Source organism: Streptomyces sp. NPDC101110, from assembly GCF_044759525.1.
Taxonomy (GTDB): domain Bacteria; phylum Actinomycetota; class Actinomycetes; order Streptomycetales; family Streptomycetaceae; genus Streptomyces.
On sequence record NZ_JBIVZM010000022.1, the window covers coordinates 42,046 to 56,923 of the forward strand.

At 71.8% G+C, this 14,878-nt stretch carries 15 protein-coding genes; 12 read left to right on the forward strand and 3 right to left on the reverse strand.

What is annotated here, in order from left to right; genetic code table 11:
• Positions 1-353 precede the first annotated feature (353 nt).
• The 4 genes from ACIQU3_RS35435 (at position 354) to ACIQU3_RS35450 (ending at position 6,589) form a co-directional block, all read left to right on the forward strand.
• Positions 354-569: a hypothetical protein gene (locus tag ACIQU3_RS35435; RefSeq protein ID WP_003994898.1), complete on the forward strand. Its 216-nt coding sequence runs from the start codon at positions 354-356 to the stop codon at positions 567-569.
• 164 nt (positions 570-733) lie between these two features.
• On the forward strand, positions 734-1,540 hold the full coding sequence (locus ACIQU3_RS35440; RefSeq protein WP_403929739.1) for an HlyD family efflux transporter periplasmic adaptor subunit: 807 nt from the start codon (positions 734-736) through the stop codon (positions 1,538-1,540).
• Complete coding sequence (locus ACIQU3_RS35445; RefSeq protein WP_403743387.1) at positions 1,537-3,762, forward strand: NHLP family bacteriocin export ABC transporter peptidase/permease/ATPase subunit; 2,226 nt, start codon at positions 1,537-1,539, stop codon at positions 3,760-3,762. The genes ACIQU3_RS35440 and ACIQU3_RS35445 overlap by 4 nt, the downstream gene beginning before the upstream one ends.
• Before the next feature lies 1 nt (position 3,763).
• Positions 3,764-6,589: an NHLP bacteriocin export ABC transporter permease/ATPase subunit gene (locus tag ACIQU3_RS35450; RefSeq protein ID WP_403929742.1), complete on the forward strand. Its 2,826-nt coding sequence runs from the start codon at positions 3,764-3,766 to the stop codon at positions 6,587-6,589.
• A 4-nt stretch (positions 6,590-6,593) separates the two neighbouring features.
• Here the strand turns inward: ACIQU3_RS35450 and ACIQU3_RS35455 are convergent, their stop codons facing one another.
• Both ACIQU3_RS35455 and ACIQU3_RS35460 read right to left on the reverse strand, forming a co-directional pair.
• Positions 6,594-7,121 (reverse strand): SRPBCC family protein, encoded by a 528-nt coding sequence (locus ACIQU3_RS35455; RefSeq protein ID WP_403929746.1) that lies wholly within the window; start codon positions 7,119-7,121, stop codon positions 6,594-6,596.
• On the reverse strand, positions 7,118-7,468 hold the full coding sequence (locus ACIQU3_RS35460; protein WP_403929749.1) for an ArsR/SmtB family transcription factor: 351 nt from the start codon (positions 7,466-7,468) through the stop codon (positions 7,118-7,120). Before ACIQU3_RS35460 ends, ACIQU3_RS35455 begins: the two co-directional genes overlap by 4 nt.
• A gap of 345 nt (positions 7,469-7,813) precedes the next feature.
• On the opposite strand from ACIQU3_RS35460, the gene ACIQU3_RS35465 reads away from it, so the two are divergent.
• The 5 genes from ACIQU3_RS35465 (at position 7,814) to ACIQU3_RS35485 (ending at position 11,253) form a co-directional block, all read left to right on the forward strand.
• Entirely contained in the window at positions 7,814-8,821 is a 1,008-nt protein-coding gene (locus ACIQU3_RS35465; protein ID WP_403929752.1) for a Ppx/GppA family phosphatase, read from the forward strand.
• 59 nt (positions 8,822-8,880) lie between these two features.
• Complete coding sequence (locus tag ACIQU3_RS35470; protein WP_403743397.1) at positions 8,881-9,081, forward strand: hypothetical protein; 201 nt, start codon at positions 8,881-8,883, stop codon at positions 9,079-9,081.
• 299 nt (positions 9,082-9,380) lie between these two features.
• The gene (locus ACIQU3_RS35475) at positions 9,381-10,388 is read left to right on the forward strand and encodes an iron-containing redox enzyme family protein (protein ID WP_403929754.1); all 1,008 of its coding nucleotides are present in this window, start codon (positions 9,381-9,383) and stop codon (positions 10,386-10,388) included.
• A 21-nt stretch (positions 10,389-10,409) separates the two neighbouring features.
• Complete coding sequence (locus tag ACIQU3_RS35480) at positions 10,410-11,066, forward strand: HemK2/MTQ2 family protein methyltransferase (RefSeq protein WP_403743401.1); 657 nt, start codon at positions 10,410-10,412, stop codon at positions 11,064-11,066.
• Positions 11,047-11,253, forward strand: a complete 207-nt coding sequence (locus ACIQU3_RS35485) for a CDGSH iron-sulfur domain-containing protein (RefSeq protein WP_234850727.1) — start codon at positions 11,047-11,049, stop codon at positions 11,251-11,253. The genes ACIQU3_RS35480 and ACIQU3_RS35485 overlap by 20 nt, the downstream gene beginning before the upstream one ends.
• Positions 11,254-11,459: 206 nt before the next feature.
• Here the strand turns inward: ACIQU3_RS35485 and ACIQU3_RS35490 are convergent, their stop codons facing one another.
• Positions 11,460-11,894, reverse strand: coding sequence for a protease inhibitor (locus ACIQU3_RS35490; RefSeq protein ID WP_403743405.1), 435 nt, complete (start codon positions 11,892-11,894; stop codon positions 11,460-11,462).
• Positions 11,895-12,220: 326 nt separating this feature from the next.
• Between ACIQU3_RS35490 and ACIQU3_RS35495 the strand changes: the two genes are divergently transcribed.
• The 3 genes from ACIQU3_RS35495 to ACIQU3_RS35505 all read left to right on the forward strand — a co-directional run bounded on the left by ACIQU3_RS35495 (position 12,221) and on the right by ACIQU3_RS35505 (position 14,757).
• Positions 12,221-12,778, forward strand: a complete 558-nt coding sequence (locus tag ACIQU3_RS35495; protein ID WP_403743407.1) for a hypothetical protein — start codon at positions 12,221-12,223, stop codon at positions 12,776-12,778.
• 33 nt (positions 12,779-12,811) lie between these two features.
• Positions 12,812-13,516 carry an alpha/beta fold hydrolase gene (locus ACIQU3_RS35500; protein ID WP_403929757.1) on the forward strand — a complete coding sequence of 235 codons (705 nt, stop codon included), beginning with the start codon at positions 12,812-12,814 and terminating at the stop codon, positions 13,514-13,516.
• Positions 13,517-13,587: 71 nt separating this feature from the next.
• Positions 13,588-14,757 carry a lactate 2-monooxygenase gene (locus tag ACIQU3_RS35505; RefSeq protein WP_403929760.1) on the forward strand — a complete coding sequence of 390 codons (1,170 nt, stop codon included), beginning with the start codon at positions 13,588-13,590 and terminating at the stop codon, positions 14,755-14,757.
• Positions 14,758-14,878 lie beyond the last annotated feature (121 nt).

Consider the following 14,878-nt stretch of genomic DNA (forward strand, 5'->3'; position numbering starts at 1 on the left):
GAGGGTTATCCACAGCCCGGCCGCGTCGGTCACGCCTTTGGGGCGGGAGTGCCGGATTCGCCTCCCGGCGACTCAAGACCCCGAATGCGCCGATGCGATGGCGCATGTGAAGAACTCGCCGTCAAGCGGTGCGCAGACCTCCACCAATCGGTACCGGCGAGGCGCAAGTTGCCTGGTGAGGGGGGTGGTTGATTGGAAGCGGCGAGCCGCAGCGTGCTTTGATCCATCGCACCGCGGGGGCCGCTCAGGGCTTTCGGAAACGGATGTCCGGCGCTCGCGGTCGCGGCCGTCATCTGTCCCCAGAGGGGGCCGCTCCCCCCTTGTGAGATATCCATATGAAGGGAAGTTCCACCATGAACTCCACCCCCCAGGTTGAGACCGTCGAGATCGCTGACGCCCAGCTCGACGCCATCTCCGGCGGCCTGTCCGTGAACGCCGTGAACACCGTCACCGACACCGTTGACGGCATTGCCCCGGTCTCCGGCCTGGTCGACACCGCCGTCGGCACCGTCGAGGGCGTCACCGGCCTGAACACGGCCCCGGTCACCGGCCTGGTCTCCGGCCTCTGATCGAGCCCTTGTGCCGTTGATTCCCGGAACCGCAGCCGGCGGTTCCGGGTTCTTCGGGTTCCGCATGAACCTCTTCCACGGTTCCGTCTGCACCTTCTCCACGGCTCCGTATGAACCTTCTCCACGGCTCCGTATGAACCTCTTCCACGGGTGAGGGAAGTTCCTTGCAGTTCCGCCAACAGGCCCTCGCCAAGCTCCAGTCCCCGGAGGAACTCGACCTCCCGGTGCGCTTCGCCCGCCCGCAGGGCTGGCTCGTGCTCTCGGTGACGGTCGTCGCCATGGCGGCCGCCTCGGTATGGGCCGTGACCGGCTCGGTGACCTCCACCGTCAGCGCGCCCGCCATCATCACGCACGGGCAGGGCAGTTACCTCCTGCAGAGCCCTGTCGCGGGCCAGGTCACCACGGTGCTCGCCAAGCAGGGTGAGCAGGTCCCCGCGAACTCCCCCGTACTCAAGGTCCGCACGGCCAGGGGCGAAGCAATCGTCCGCACGCTCGCCGCGGGCCGGGTCTCGGCGCTGGCCGCGACCGTCGGGCAGATCATCCGGACCGGCGCGAACGTCGCCGCCGTGGAGAAGGTCGCCCGCACCGGCGACCCGCTCTACGCCACCGTGTACGTCCCGGCCGAGAACGCCGCGTCGATCCCCGACGACGCGGCCGTGGACCTCACCGTGCAGTCGGTGCCCACACAGGAGTACGGCGTGCTGCGCGGCCATGTGAAGTCGGTGGACCGAGCGGCGCAGTCCCCGCAGACGATCGCCGCGTTCCTCGGGGACAGCCAGCTGGGCGAGCAGTTCACGAAGAAGGGCAGGCCCGTGGCCGTGACGGTCCGGCTGGACAAGTCCTCCGCGACGAAGAGCGGCTACCGGTGGTCGTCCGCGGACGGGCCCCCGTTCAAGCTGACCTCCATGACGCTTGCCTCCGGTTCGATCCGGCTGGCCGACCAGCGTCCCGTCGACTGGCTGCTGCCATGAGCGCGACCGCCCAGGAGCCCCGGAGCAGACGCCGCGCCGCCCCGCCGAAGCGCAAGGTGCCCAAGGCCCGGGCGAAGACCGTCCGCACCCCCACCGTGCTCCAGATGGAAGCCGTCGAGTGCGGCGCCGCCTCCCTGGCGATGGTGCTCGGCCACTACGGCAAGCACGTCCCGCTGGAGGAGCTGCGCATCGCCTGCGGCGTGTCCCGGGACGGCTCGCGCGCCAGCAACCTCCTGAAGGCGGCCCGCAGTTACGGCCTGACGGCCAAGGGCATGCAGATGGACCTGGCCGCCCTCGCCGAGGTGAAGTCGCCGGCCATCCTGTTCTGGGAGTTCAACCACTACGTCGTCTACGACGGCATGGGCCGGCGCTTCGGCCGTCGCGGCGTCTACATCAACGACCCGGGCAAGGGCCGCCGCTTCGTGCCCATGGAGGACTTCGACGGCAGCTTCACCGGTGTCGTGCTGGTGATGGAGCCCGGCGAGGACTTCACCCGGGGCGGCCGCAAGCCGGGCGTGCTGGGCGCGATGCCCGCGCGTCTGCGCGGCACCGCGGGCACCATGCCCGCCGCGGTCCTGGCAAGCCTGCTGCTGGTGGCGGTCGGCGCGGCGGTGCCCGCGCTCAGCCGCACCTACATCGACGAGTTCCTGATCGGCGACCAGACCTCTCTGCTGGGCGTGCTGTTCACGTCGATGGCGGCCTGCGTGCTGCTCACGGTCGTGCTGACCTGGCTCCAGCAGGCCAACCTGCTGCGCGGCCGCATCATCTCCTCGACGCTGTCCAGCGCACGCTTCCTGCGGCATCTGCTGCGGCTTCCGGTGACGTTCTTCTCCCAGCGCAGCCCGGCCGACCTGGTACAGCGGCTCCAGTCCAACGACGCGGTGTCCGAGACCCTGTCCCGGGACCTCGCGGCGGCGGGCGTGGACGCGATCGTGGTAGTGCTGTACGCGGTGCTGCTGTACACCTACGACCCGCAGCTGACGTTCGTGGGCATCGGCGTGGCCCTGCTGAACGTCGTGGCCATGCGGGTCGTCATCCGGCTGCGCGCGACCCGCACGGCGAAGCTGCGCGCGGACACCGCACGCCTCACCAACACCGCTTACACGGGTCTCCAGCTCATCGAGACGATGAAGGCGACCGGCGGCGAGGACGGTTACTTCCGCAAGTGGGCCGGGCAGCACGCCACGACTCTGGAGGAGCAGCAGCGGCTCGGCGTGCCGAGTGCCTGGCTGGGGGTGGTCGCGCCGACGCTCGCCACCCTCAACAGCGCGCTGATCCTGTGGATCGGCGGCATGCGGGCGGTCGAGGGGCACATCTCGGTCGGTCTGCTGGTGGCCTTCCAGGCCCTGGTCACCCGCTTCACGGCTCCGCTGACCCGGCTGAACGGCGTCGCGGGCCGCATCCAGGACTTCGCGGCGGACGTGGCCCGGCTGAAGGACGTGGAGAACTTCCAGGCCGACCCGCTCTACGGCCGGCCCGGAGCCGCCGAGTCGACGCGCCGGCTTCAGGGCCATGTCGAGCTGGAGAACATCACCTTCGGCTACAGCCCTCTCGACAAGCCGCTGCTGGCCGGCTTCGATCTGACGGTCGGTCCGGGGCAGCAGGTGGCCCTGGTGGGCGGCTCGGGCAGCGGCAAGTCCACGGTGTCCCGGATGATCTCCGGGCTGTACGCACCGTGGGAGGGCGTGATCCGCATCGACGGGCAGCGCATCGAGGACATCCCGCGCGGGGCGCTGGCCGCCTCGGTGTCCTTCGTCGACCAGGACGTGTTCCTCTTCGAGGGCACGGTCCGCGACAACGTGGCGCTGTGGGACCCGTCCATCCCGGACGACGCGGTGGAGGACGCGCTGCGCGACGCCGCCCTGTACGACGTGATCACGCGCCGCCCGGGCGGCATCCACAGCAAGGTGGAACAGGACGGCCGCAACTTCTCCGGCGGACAGCGCCAGCGCCTGGAGATCGCGCGGGCGCTGGTGCGCCGGCCGAGCATCCTGGTGCTCGACGAGGTGACGAGCGCCCTGGACGCCGAGACCGAGCAGGTCGTGATGGACAACCTGCGCCGGCGCGGCTGTGCCTGTGTGGTGATCGCGCACCGGCTCAGCACGGTCCGCGACAGCGACGAGATCGTCGTCCTGCAGCACGGCACGGTCGTGGAGCGGGGACGGCACGAGGACCTGGTGGCCCGCGGCGGAGCGTACGCGGCACTGGTCAGGGAGCGGTGAGATGACGACCGTTCACGAAGGGCACGACGACGACCTGGTACTGGGCGCCTTCGGGCAGATGGGTTCGCGCATCGACTGCGCCGGGTTCAACCGGCTCGACCTCGAAGGCCCACAGGTGCTGTGGCTGATCGTGTCCGGCGCCGTGGACCTGTTCGCCGTCGACGCCGGGCAGCAGGGCCATTGGCACCACCTCGGCCGTCTGGAGGCCGGTTCCCTGGTGCTCGGCCCGGTGCCGGGCCCGCAGCACACCCTGGTGGCCCGCCCGCTGCGGGACTGCGTGGTGCACCGCATCGGCCTGCGCGAGCTGTACCAGCCCGCCAACACCGCGACCTGGTCGTACGACGAGTACGGCAACCCGCAGTACGTGCCGCCGACGACGAGCCCGCTGGAGTACGCGCTCGCCCTCGGGGTCGGCCGCAGCCTGTCCATCCTCTTCCAGGCGCCGATGGCCACCGAGCGGGCCGCGGCCCCCACCGACGACGACGTGTTCTGGATGCAGGTGCCGCCGGGCAGCGTGCAGTACGGCTCGCTCTACGGCGCGGAGGCCGCGGCCGACCTGCTGATGGACCCGGCGCTGTGGCAGTCCATGGTCGACCAGCAGTACCGGCTGCTGACCACGCTGGACCGCTGGATCGAGCAGCTGGAGCGCACCCATGAGACGCGCACCGCCGAGGGCATCAAGGCCGGTGAGGCCGTACGCGCCCAGGCGGACCGGACGTTGCTCGCCTCCATCGGCAAGCGGTCGGGCAAGCGGACCACGTCGGCCGACGCCGACGCCACGTACGCGGCGTGCAAGCTGGTCGGGCAGGCGGCCGGGATCCGCATCACCGAGCCGACCCAGAAGGGCACCGGCGGCGACCGCCTCGACCCGGTCGAGCAGGTCGCCCTGGCCTCGCGCGTGCGTACCCGGGCCGTACGGCTCGACGGCCGCTGGTGGCGGGACAACGTCGGGCCGCTGGTCGGCCAGCGGGCGCTGTCGGGTGCGCCGGTGGCGCTGCTGTGGCGGCGCGGCGGCTATGTCGCGGTGCATCCGTCGACCGGGCGTGAGACGCCGATCGAGAAGGCCAACGCGGACGAGTTCGAGCCGCGCGCGGTGATGTTCTACCGTCCGCTGCCGGAGAAGCGGCTCGGTCCGCTGGGGCTGCTGCGGTTCTGCATGCAGGGCATGCGCGGCGATCTGACGGGGCTGCTGCTCAGCGGTCTGGTCACGGTGGCGATCGGCGCGCTGGTACCGATCGCCACCGGCAAGGTGCTGGGCGAGTTCGTGCCGAAGGCGCAGACGGGCCTGATCGTGCAGGTGTGTCTCGCGGTGATGCTGAGCAGTGTGGTGGCCGCGGCCTTCATGCTGTTGCAGAACCTGACCATCCTGCGGATCGAGGGCCGGATCGAGGCCACGCTGCAGCCGGCGGTGTGGGACCGGCTGCTACGGCTGCCGACGAAGTTCTTCACCGAGCGCTCCACCGGTGAGCTGGCCAGCGCGGCCATGGGCATCAGCTCGATCCGCAGGCTGCTGGCGGGCGTCGGGCCGACGGTCGCCCAGTCGGTGACGATCGGCGTGATGAACCTGGGGCTGCTGTTCTGGTACAGCGTGCCGATGGCGATGGCCGCGATCGGCATGCTCGTCGTCATCGCGGCCGTGTTCCTGGCGCTCGGGCTGTGGCAGGTGCGCTGGCAGCGGCGTCTCGTGGTGCTCTCCAACAAACTGAACAACCAGGCGTTCCAGACGCTGCGGGGCCTGCCCAAGCTGCGGGTGGCGGCAGCGGAGAACTACGCGTACGCCGCGTGGGCGTCGGAGTTCGCGCGCAGCCGTGAGCTCCAGCAGAAGGTCGGCCGCATCAAGAACCTCACGACGGTGCTGGGCGCGGTGTACCTGCCGCTGTGCACCCTGCTGATGTTCATGCTGCTGGCGGGTCCGGCCCGGGGCTCGATGTCGGCGGCGGCGTTCCTCACCTTCAACACCTCGGTGACGATGGTGCTGACCTCAGTGACACAGCTGACGGGCTCGTTCGTGTCGGCGGTGGCCGCGCTGCCGCTGTTCGAGGAGATCAAGCCGGTGCTGGACGCGACGCCGGAGGTGCGTACGGCGAGCACCCGGCCGGGTCCGCTGACCGGGGGGATCGAGGCGCGGCGGCTGTCCTTCCGCTACTCGGACGACGGCCCCCTCGTCCTGGACGACGTGTCGTTCGAGGTACGGCCGGGCGAGTTCGTCGCGGTCGTCGGCCCGAGCGGCTGCGGGAAGTCGACGCTGCTGCGGCTGCTGATCGGCTTCGACCGGCCGGTGTCGGGCAGCGTGCTGTACGACGGGCAGGACCTGGCGGCCCTGGACCAGTCGGCGGTGCGCCGCCAGTGCGGTGTGGTGCTCCAGCACGCGCAGCCGTTCACCGGTTCGATCCTGGACGTCATCTGCGGCACCGAGCCGTACACGCCGGAGGAGGCGATGGCGGCGGCCGAGATGGCCGGTCTCGCCGAGGACATCAAGCGGATGCCGATGGGTCTGCACACCATCGTCGCGGGCAGCGGAGCCGTCTCCGGCGGCCAGCGCCAGCGGCTGATGATCGCCCAGGCGCTGATCCGGCGGCCGCGCATCCTCTTCTTCGACGAGGCGACCAGTGCGCTCGACAACGAGACGCAGCGCACGGTCATCGAGAGCACCAAGGCCCTCAACGCCACCCGGATCGTCATCGCGCACCGGCTGTCGACCGTGCTGGACGCCGACCGGGTCGTGGTGATGGAGGACGGCAAGGTCATCCAGCAGGGCCCGCCGGCCCAGCTGCTCGCCGACACCTCAGGCCGGCTGCACGAGCTGGTGCGGCGTCAGATGGCGTGAGCGGTCAGTCCAGTCCGGGCACGGGTGCGCCGGAGGGCACTCCCGCCGCGACATAGGCGGCGTAGAGCTCCTTCCAGGGCGCGTCGGCCCCGGCGTGCGGACCGGCGGTCTCCTCGCCGCGCGCCCTGGCGTCCAGTGCGGCCAGGCACACCTCCCAGCCGGCGCCGTTGCCGGCGGCGCTGTCCTGGGCGTCGAGGACGTTGGTGAGGGTGAGGCGGGTGCTCTTCTCGCCGGTTTCCTCCAGGTCGAAGCGGAGTTCGTCCCCGCCCCACTCGAACGACAGGTGCCGGGGCGGGTCGACGGCGAGGACCCGGCCGGTGGAGTCCTCCATGTGCGGGTCACCGCTGAACCTGACGGTGCCGCCGGGGCGCAGCTCGATCTCGGCGCGGGAGGGGAACCAGCGCTCCAGCTCGTCCGCGTCGGTGACGAACTGCCAGACGCGGTCCACGGGGTGGTCGTAGAGACGGCTGAAGCGGACGGCGGGGCGGCCGTCGTCCAGGGTCAGATAGGTGCCGGTGAGGTCGGCGGTCATGGCGGATCAGTCCTTCGGTGGGGTGGTTCGGGGGCGTCCGGCGTCTCGTCGAGGCGGCGGCCCAGCGTGTCGAGGCTCGTGTTCCAGAGCGCGCGGTAGGGGGCGAGCCATGCGTCCAGGGCGGCGATCGGTGCGGGGTCGAGGGCGTAGACGCGGCGTTGCGCGTCCTGCCGCACCCGGACCAGGCCCGCCTCGCGCAGCACCTTGAGGTGCTTGGAGGTGCCGGGTTGGCTCAGTCCGCACGCCTCGACGATCTCACCGACGGACCGGGGCCGCTCCAGGAGCAGGGCGACGATGGCCCGCCGATGGGGGTCGGCGAGCGCGTTCCAGAGGACGGCGTCGGACATGGATCCAATATGCCTCTAGCGTTATATATGCGTCAAGGAATATGAGCAGGCCCCGGAGCACGGGGCCGGCGAAACGCTAACGTTTCGCCCGGACTGACCTAACCGCGATGTGTACGAAACCGTTTCGTTTATGCAGTCTTCGCCTGTTCTCGTACGCCGTCACTGGAAAGCGGGTGCTCCTCATGCCACAGAAATCCCTCACCGACATGGCGGTGTCGCGGCCGGGGCGGCGGTCCTTCTCCCTGCTCCTTCTCCGCTGACCCTGCGCCCCGGCCCGTGGCGCGTCCTCGCCGCTGTGCCCCCGGCGTTCTGTTGGGCCGCCCTGTATGTGGGTACCCACCGGCCATGCGAATCAGCGTGGTGGACGTGGGATCGAACACGGTCAGACTTGTGGTCGCGGACGCGGCGGACGGGGTGCCGCTGCCCGTGCACACCGCCAAATGGCGACTGAGGCTGTCCGAGCAGGTCACACCAGGGGGACCCATCCCGGAACGGGCCGTGGCACAGCTGGTGGACGCGGTGGCCGAGGCGAGCAGGACCGCAGCCCGCTGGGGTGCGGCCGACCCGCCGGCGTTCGCGACCGCCGTGGTGCGCAACGCCCCGAACCGGCACGAGGTGCTGCGCACCGTCCGTGCCCGGACCGGCGTCCACCTGTGCACCCTGCCGGGCGAGGTCGAGGCCGAACTGACGTTTCTCGGGGCACGGCGCTGGATGGGCTGGCGGTCGGGACCGCTCGCCCTGCTCGACATCGGGGGCGGCACGCTCGAAGTCGCCTTCGGGCGCGGCCGGTTGCCGGACTTCGTGGCGTCGCTGCCGCTGGGCGCGCGGCGGTTGACGCACGAGTTCTTCGACGACGAGGACCCGCCGTCACCGGAGCGGGTCCGGGCGCTTCGACGCAAGGTCCGCCACCAGTTGCGGGACGTCGCCGCGCGGATCCGCTGGGAGGGCCCGCGCACCGCGGTCGCCACCTCCCGCACCTTCCAGCAGCTGGGCCGGCTGTGCGGCGCCGCGCCCGGACGCCATGGACCCTTCGTGGACCGGCAGATGTACCGCTCCGACCTGCGGGCGGCGATCACACAGCTGGCCGCCCTGCCCGCCGCCGAACGCGCGCACCTGCCGGGCATCTCCGCACCGCGCGCCGCACAGAGCCTGGCCGGAGCGGTGGTGGGGCACACCGTACTCAAACTGACCGGCATCAAGGCCGTCACGGTCTGCCCCTGGGCGATCCGCGAGGGCGTACTCCTGCGCCACATCGAGGACGGCCCCTCCTGGTGGGCGGACGTCGCCAGGAGCAGTGAGGAGGCCGCCCCCGCCGACCCGGTGCCGCTGCGCCTCGCCCGGGCCTCCAGCTGACGACCGCACCACATCGCCATACCGGCATACCGGCATACCGCACAAAGAAAGGAGCCCCTGTGTCCCAGCACCAGGATCACCACCGCGACGAGGACCGGCACGGCAAGTCGGCCGAGACGGCACTCGAAGAGGTGCTGCGGGAGGTCGAGGACGCCGAGAACCGCACCCGGGACTCCGCCGAGGAGCGCCGCCACCGGGGCGAGGCGGGTGAGGCCATCACTCCGAACACGCGCGCACAGGAAGAGTCCGAGGGTGACTGACGAGGACCGCGACTGAGGGAACCCGGCGGGTCCGGGCGACCGGGGCCACGCCCCGGGCGGCAGCGCAGCCGGCTCCCGGATTCCACCGGGCAGCTCCGCCGCCCCAGCCCGTCCGGTCCCAACGGCCTGTCCGGCTGCCCCTGCCCGTCCAGTCCGCACGGCATGTCCGGCTGCCCCGTCCGGACGGACGCCACGGCGCCCGTCCGGTCACCCCGGGGCGTCCGGCATTCCGCCGACCGCTCCCCTGGCCGTATGCCAACGGCGGGTGACCCGGGTCGCCGGGCGGGTACCCGGCGTGCATGGAGCACGAAGGACCACTTCTTCCCACCCCGCGCGGACCGCTGAGCAGGGGCGTCGACGCCTATCTGCGGGGCGCCGGCCACCTGCCCCGTCTGGAGGAGGTCGCCCGTGCCGAGGTGTACGGCGACGACCTCCAGCTCGCCCTCTACCTGTGCTACGAGCTGCACTACCGCGGCTTCGCGGGCGTTCCCCCGGAGCGTGAGTGGGACCCGGACCTGCTGCGCGTCCGCGCGGCCATGGAGCACCGGTTCCTGTCCGCCCTGCGCAGCGACGCCCAGGTCCACGACAGCGTGGAAGAGGCGCTGGCCGGGCTGCTGGTCGAGCCCGTCGAGGGTACGGGCGTCAGCCACTTCCTGCGTGCCGAGGGCGAACTCTGGCAGGTGCGCGAGTACGCGGCGCAGCGCTCCCTGTACCACCTCAAGGAGGCGGACCCGCACGCCTGGGTGCTGCCACGGCTGTGGGGCCGGGCGAAGGCGGCCATGGCGGCGGTGGAGTTCGACGAGTGGGGCGGCGGCCGCGCGGAGCGTGTGCACGCCCGCCTGTTCGCCGACCTGATGGCGGACCTGGGCCTGGACACCGCCTACGGCCGCTATCTCGACGCGGCGTGCGCACCGGCCCTGGTCACGGTGAACATGATGTCTCTCTTCGGGTTGCACCGGGCCCTCAGGGGCGCCCTGGTCGGGCACTTCGCGACGGTGGAGATCACCTCGTCACCGGGTTCGCGGCGGCTCGCCGAGGCGATGCGCCGCACCGGCGCGGGGCCCGCCGCCGAACACTTCTACGACGAACACGTCGAGGCGGACGCGGTCCACGAGCAAGTGGTGCGGCACGACGTCATCGGCGGACTGCTGGAGCGCGAGCCGTATCTCGCCTCGGACGTCGCCTTCGGCATCGACGCCACGGAGTTCGTCGAGGAACGCTTCAGCGCCCGGCTCCTCACCGACTGGCGCGCATCCCGTTCGTCACTGCATGCTCCACTCGACCTGGAAGAAGCCCATATCTCCTGATTTCCGGGGTACCCGGCGTCCGTGATTGCACTGGTACTCCCGGGCGTGTACGCCCCGCAGGAGGACACCGAGCTGCTGGCCGGTGCCCTGTCCGACGAGCCGCTGCCCCCGGGCGCGGAAGTCCTCGACGTGGGCACCGGCAGTGGCGCCCTGGCCCTGGAGGCCGCGCGCCGGGGCAACCGGGTGACCGCCGTGGACGTGTCCTGGCGCGCCGTGTGGGCCGCGCGGCTGAACGCCCGGCTCGCGGGAGTCCCGGTCCGCATCCGGCACGGGAACCTCTTCGAGCCCGTGCGCGGAAAGAAGTTCGACCTGATCCTGGCCAACCCGCCCTACGTACCGTCGCCGCACGGCCATCACAGGCCGCCCCGGGGCGCGGCCCGCGCGTGGGACGCGGGTGCCGACGGGCGGCTGGTCGTCGACCGGATCTGCCGCGAGGCACCAGGTCTGCTGCGCCCGGGCGGGGTGCTGCTGCTCGTGCAGTCGGCGCTCAGCGGCCCGGACCTGACCGTCGGGCGGCTGCGCTCGGCGGGTCTGAAGGCCGCGGTGACACGTCGGCACCGCATCGCGCTCGGGCCCGTACTGCGCGGCCGGGAACGCTGGCTGCGGGAGCGGGGGCTGCTGTCCGCCGCAGAGGACAAGGAAGAGCTGGTGGTCGTCCGTGCCGAACTCCCCGTCTGACCGGTCCGCGGCGCCGCGCCGTGTCAGTGTCCAGCGCAAGGGCCCGCTGCTGATGGAGGGCCCGGTGGAGGTGGAGCTGGAGGACGGCTCCGTCGTCTCCTCCGACCGCTTCCGCGTGGCCCTGTGCACATGCCGCCGCAGCCGCCGCTACCCGTGGTGCGACACGAGCCACCGCGACCGCGCGTGAGAACCCCGGCACCCCCGTGAACGGGCAGAGCCCGGGCGTGACAGCCCGGGCTCTGGAACGTCCCAGGGGCCGGCGGGCGGCCCCACTCCGCCCGCCGGCCCCCTTGCGCGAGATCGCGACTCCTCGTGACAACGGCCCGGCTCCCCAGCCACGGCCCGCTGTGCTTCACGGGTACAGCGCGATCCCGGTCTGTGGGCTCAGCCCTCTCAGAAGGAGAAGACTCCCGTCCCGTAGGCGTTCTTCATGCAGTCGTTGGAGAAGGTGCGCTCGTAGGAGACGCGCTTGCCCTGCCATACGCCGTCCACCGTGACGACCACGGGGTCGTACTGCTTGGTGCACATCACGTTGCCCCGCGCAGTCAGCGCGTTGAAGTCGCCGCCGACGCCGCGCAGTTCAGCACAGGCCGCGCCTGCCGCCGGGTGCGTTCCGGCGGCGGTCGGCGCACAGGTCAGGGTGACCGCGCGTTCCGGAGTCGCTGCGATCGCGCTCTCCCCGTGGCCCACCGTGAGGACGAGGGCCGAGGGGGCGTAGAGCGCGGTGGGGGCCTGACCCGGATCGGCGAGCGCGGCCCCGGAGAGGGGTCCGCAGACGGCGGTGGCCGTCATGCCGATGGTCATGGCCCAGCGCGCGGTGGTCCGCATTGTGTGCATCCTTCCGCATCGATTACAGGGTGTGCCGTCCGGTGCTCGGTCGGTGCCCGGAGCGGCGAGCGCGAGTCTGCCGAGTCCGCAGCGGAAACACACATCGACCCCACGGGTTTCAGTAACATTGCGTATTGAATCAGTGGCGTGAAGTTACGGAATCAGTGCGCGTGAAGCCCGTAACCGCACGGTTCCCGGGGACGCGAAGCGGCCAGATGGCCGATTGCCGCACGTTCGTTAATAGGCCTGAAACATTCCGATTCCGCTCTCAGCCGACTGCTTTGTGACCCCTTGTGTTCATGGAACGGCAGAGTAATCGTCATTACATGATTACGAGAGAGCAGCGAGAGAAGCTCCGCGGCTGGTTCGCCGGCCGCCTGCCCGACGACCTCTTCGAGGAGCTGACCGAGATCACGGTCGACCGCGAGGAGATCACCGTCATCGGCCGCATCCCCGCCCCGCGGCTGGCCGAGGACGCCCCGGCGGCCGAGCGGGACGCGGCCCTTCAGAGCCGTGCGCAGGAATTCCGTGAGCGCACCCGTGAGGACCGGATGGCCGTGGCGCGGGAGGCCGAGCAGCGGTTCGGCCGCAAGGTGTCCTGGGGCGTGGAGTGCGGCGGGCGGCGGACCCTCTTCACGCACGTGGCCGCGCCCGTCATGACACGGCTGCGCCAGCCGGAACGCCAGGTCCTCGACACCCTGATCGCCGGCGGCGTCGCCCGCAGCCGCAGCGACGCGCTGGCCTGGTGCGTGCGCCTGGTCCAGCGCCATACGGACGACTGGCTCGCCGAGTTGCGCGAGTCCCTCGAACACGTGCAGCGTGTCAGGGCCCAGGGCCCGGACGCCGGGCCGGACCCCGCACCGCGCGCGGACGAGGAGGAGTGAGGCGCTGTCAGACCCCTCGGCTACGTTGCCGGCATGACCGACCTCGTACTGGTGGCAGGGGCATGGCTCGGGGCGTGGGCATGGGACGAGGTGGCCGCGGAGCTGCGCGCCGCCGGGCATGACGTCCATGCGCTGACGCTGTCGGGCCTCGCCGAGAGACGGCACACACAGCCGGCCGGACAGCGGACGCACGTCCGGGACGTCGTGGAGGAGGTGGAGCGGCTCGGTCTGCGGGAGGTGGTCCTGGTCGGGCACAGCTATGCGGGCGTGCCGGTCGGGCAGGCCGCCGGACGGATCGGCGACCGGCTGCGGCGCGTGGTGTTCGTCGACGCGAACGTGCCGGTGCACGGGGAGTCGTTCCTGTCGGGCTGGCCCAGCGGGCACGTACGGCGGACGATCGACGCACAGGGCGGGTACTGGCCGCCGCCCGGGCCCGAGGAGTACGCGGGGCAGGGGCTGACGGACGAGCAGATCGCCCACATCGTGGGAGCGACCCCGCACCCGGGTGTCACACTCACCGAACCTGCCGTCCTCGACCGCCCCTTGGACGAGCTGCCGGCGACGTATGTGAAGTGCCTCCTGGACGGCGACGAGCCGATGCCGGCGGTGACCGCGCTGCTCGGGAGTGACCGCTGGGAGCTGGTGAAGCTGGACACCGGTCACTGGCCGATGTTCTCGCAGCCGGGCGCACTGGCCCGGGTACTGCACGAGGCAGCGCTCCGCCCCCGACCCACCTGAGCGCATACCGCTCGGTATCGTCGCCCCACGGCACGGTCTCGACGAGGAGACGACGAGAGGCGGCGCGTACGGTGGGCAAGCACTGGGCGGACTTCCAGTACGAGATCTATCTGAACGGGATGACGGGCGCCGTGCCGCGGCTGCCCACCGACCTGACCCGGCTGGAGGAGCTCACCGCACAGCGGCTCGGGCCCGGCCCGGTCGGCTATGTGGCGGGCAGCGCGGGCAACGGCAGTACGGCGCGCGCCAACCGGGCGGCCCTGGAGCGCCGCCGGATCGTGCCGCGCATGCTGCGCGACGTGCACGACCGGGATCTGTCGGTCGAGGTGCTGGGGCGTGCCCTGACGGCGCCCCTCGCGCTGGCCCCGGTCGGAGTGCTGTCGATCATGCACCCGGACGCCGAGTCCGCCGCCGCCCGGGCCGCCGCCGCACAGGGCGTGCCGTACGTCCTGTCGTCCGCGTCCAGCACTCCCATGGAGCAGGTCGCCGAGGCGATGGGTGACGCCGAGCGCTGGTTCCAGCTGTACTGGCCCAAGGACCCGGAGGTGGCCCGCAGCTTCCTGAACCGGGCGAAGGCGGCGGGGTTCACGGCCCTGCTGGTCACCCTGGACACGCCGCTGCTGTCCTGGCGGCCGCGCGATCTGGACCAGGCGTACCTGCCGTTCCTGCACGGGGTCGGCACGGCCAACTACTTCTCGGACCCGGCGTTCCAGGCAGGCCTGGCCAAGCCGGTGCACGAGGATCGGAACGCGGCCGTGATGCACTTCGTCGGGATGTTCTCCGACCCGGCGAAGAGCTGGCCGGACCTGGCGTTGCTGCGGGAGAACTGGGACGGCCCGATCGTCCTCAAGGGCGTCCTGCACCCGGACGACGCGCGCCTGGCCGCCGACGCCGGTATGGACGGCGTGGTCGTCTCCAACCACGGCGGCCGCCAGGTGGCCGGGGCCGTCGCTGCGGCCGACGCCCTTCCCCGCGTGGCGGAAGCCGTGGGCGACCGGCTCACCGTCCTCTTCGACAGCGGTATCCGCACCGGTGACGACATCTTCAAGGCCCTCGCCCTCGGCGCCCGCGCGGTCCTCGTCGGCCGGCCGTACGTCTACGGCCTCGGCCTCGACGGCCGGTCCGGCGTGGAGCACGTCATCCGCTGTCTGCTCGCCGAACTCGACCTGACACTCGCCCTGTCGGGCCATGCCACGCCGGGCACGGTCGGACCGGCCGACCTCGTCGAGGATCCGGTGTGAGAAGCGGGGGGGGGGGGGGGGGGGGGGGCGGGGGCGCCCCCCCCCCCCCCCCCCCCCCCCCCCCCGGGGGGGGGGGGGGGCCGCCCCCCCCGCCGCGGGGGGGGGGGGGGGGGCCGGCCCC

What these genes read in the sequence shown, in the direction of transcription:
- ACIQU3_RS35435 (WP_003994898.1), top strand. Translation starts at nt 354, where the DNA reads ATGAACTCCACCCCCCAGGTTGAGACCGTCGAGATCGCTGACGCCCAG.
- ACIQU3_RS35445 (WP_403743387.1), top strand. Translation starts at nt 1,537, where the DNA reads ATGAGCGCGACCGCCCAGGAGCCCCGGAGCAGACGCCGCGCCGCCCCG.
- ACIQU3_RS35450 (WP_403929742.1), top strand. Translation starts at nt 3,764, where the DNA reads ATGACGACCGTTCACGAAGGGCACGACGACGACCTGGTACTGGGCGCC.
- ACIQU3_RS35455 (WP_403929746.1), bottom strand. Translation starts at nt 7,121, where the DNA reads ATGACCGCCGACCTCACCGGCACCTATCTGACCCTGGACGACGGCCGC.
- ACIQU3_RS35460 (WP_403929749.1), bottom strand. Translation starts at nt 7,468, where the DNA reads ATGTCCGACGCCGTCCTCTGGAACGCGCTCGCCGACCCCCATCGGCGG.
- ACIQU3_RS35465 (WP_403929752.1), top strand. Translation starts at nt 7,814, where the DNA reads ATGCGAATCAGCGTGGTGGACGTGGGATCGAACACGGTCAGACTTGTG.
- ACIQU3_RS35475 (WP_403929754.1), top strand. Translation starts at nt 9,381, where the DNA reads ATGGAGCACGAAGGACCACTTCTTCCCACCCCGCGCGGACCGCTGAGC.
- ACIQU3_RS35490 (WP_403743405.1), bottom strand. Translation starts at nt 11,894, where the DNA reads ATGCGGACCACCGCGCGCTGGGCCATGACCATCGGCATGACGGCCACC.
- ACIQU3_RS35495 (WP_403743407.1), top strand. Translation starts at nt 12,221, where the DNA reads ATGATTACGAGAGAGCAGCGAGAGAAGCTCCGCGGCTGGTTCGCCGGC.
- ACIQU3_RS35500 (WP_403929757.1), top strand. Translation starts at nt 12,812, where the DNA reads ATGACCGACCTCGTACTGGTGGCAGGGGCATGGCTCGGGGCGTGGGCA.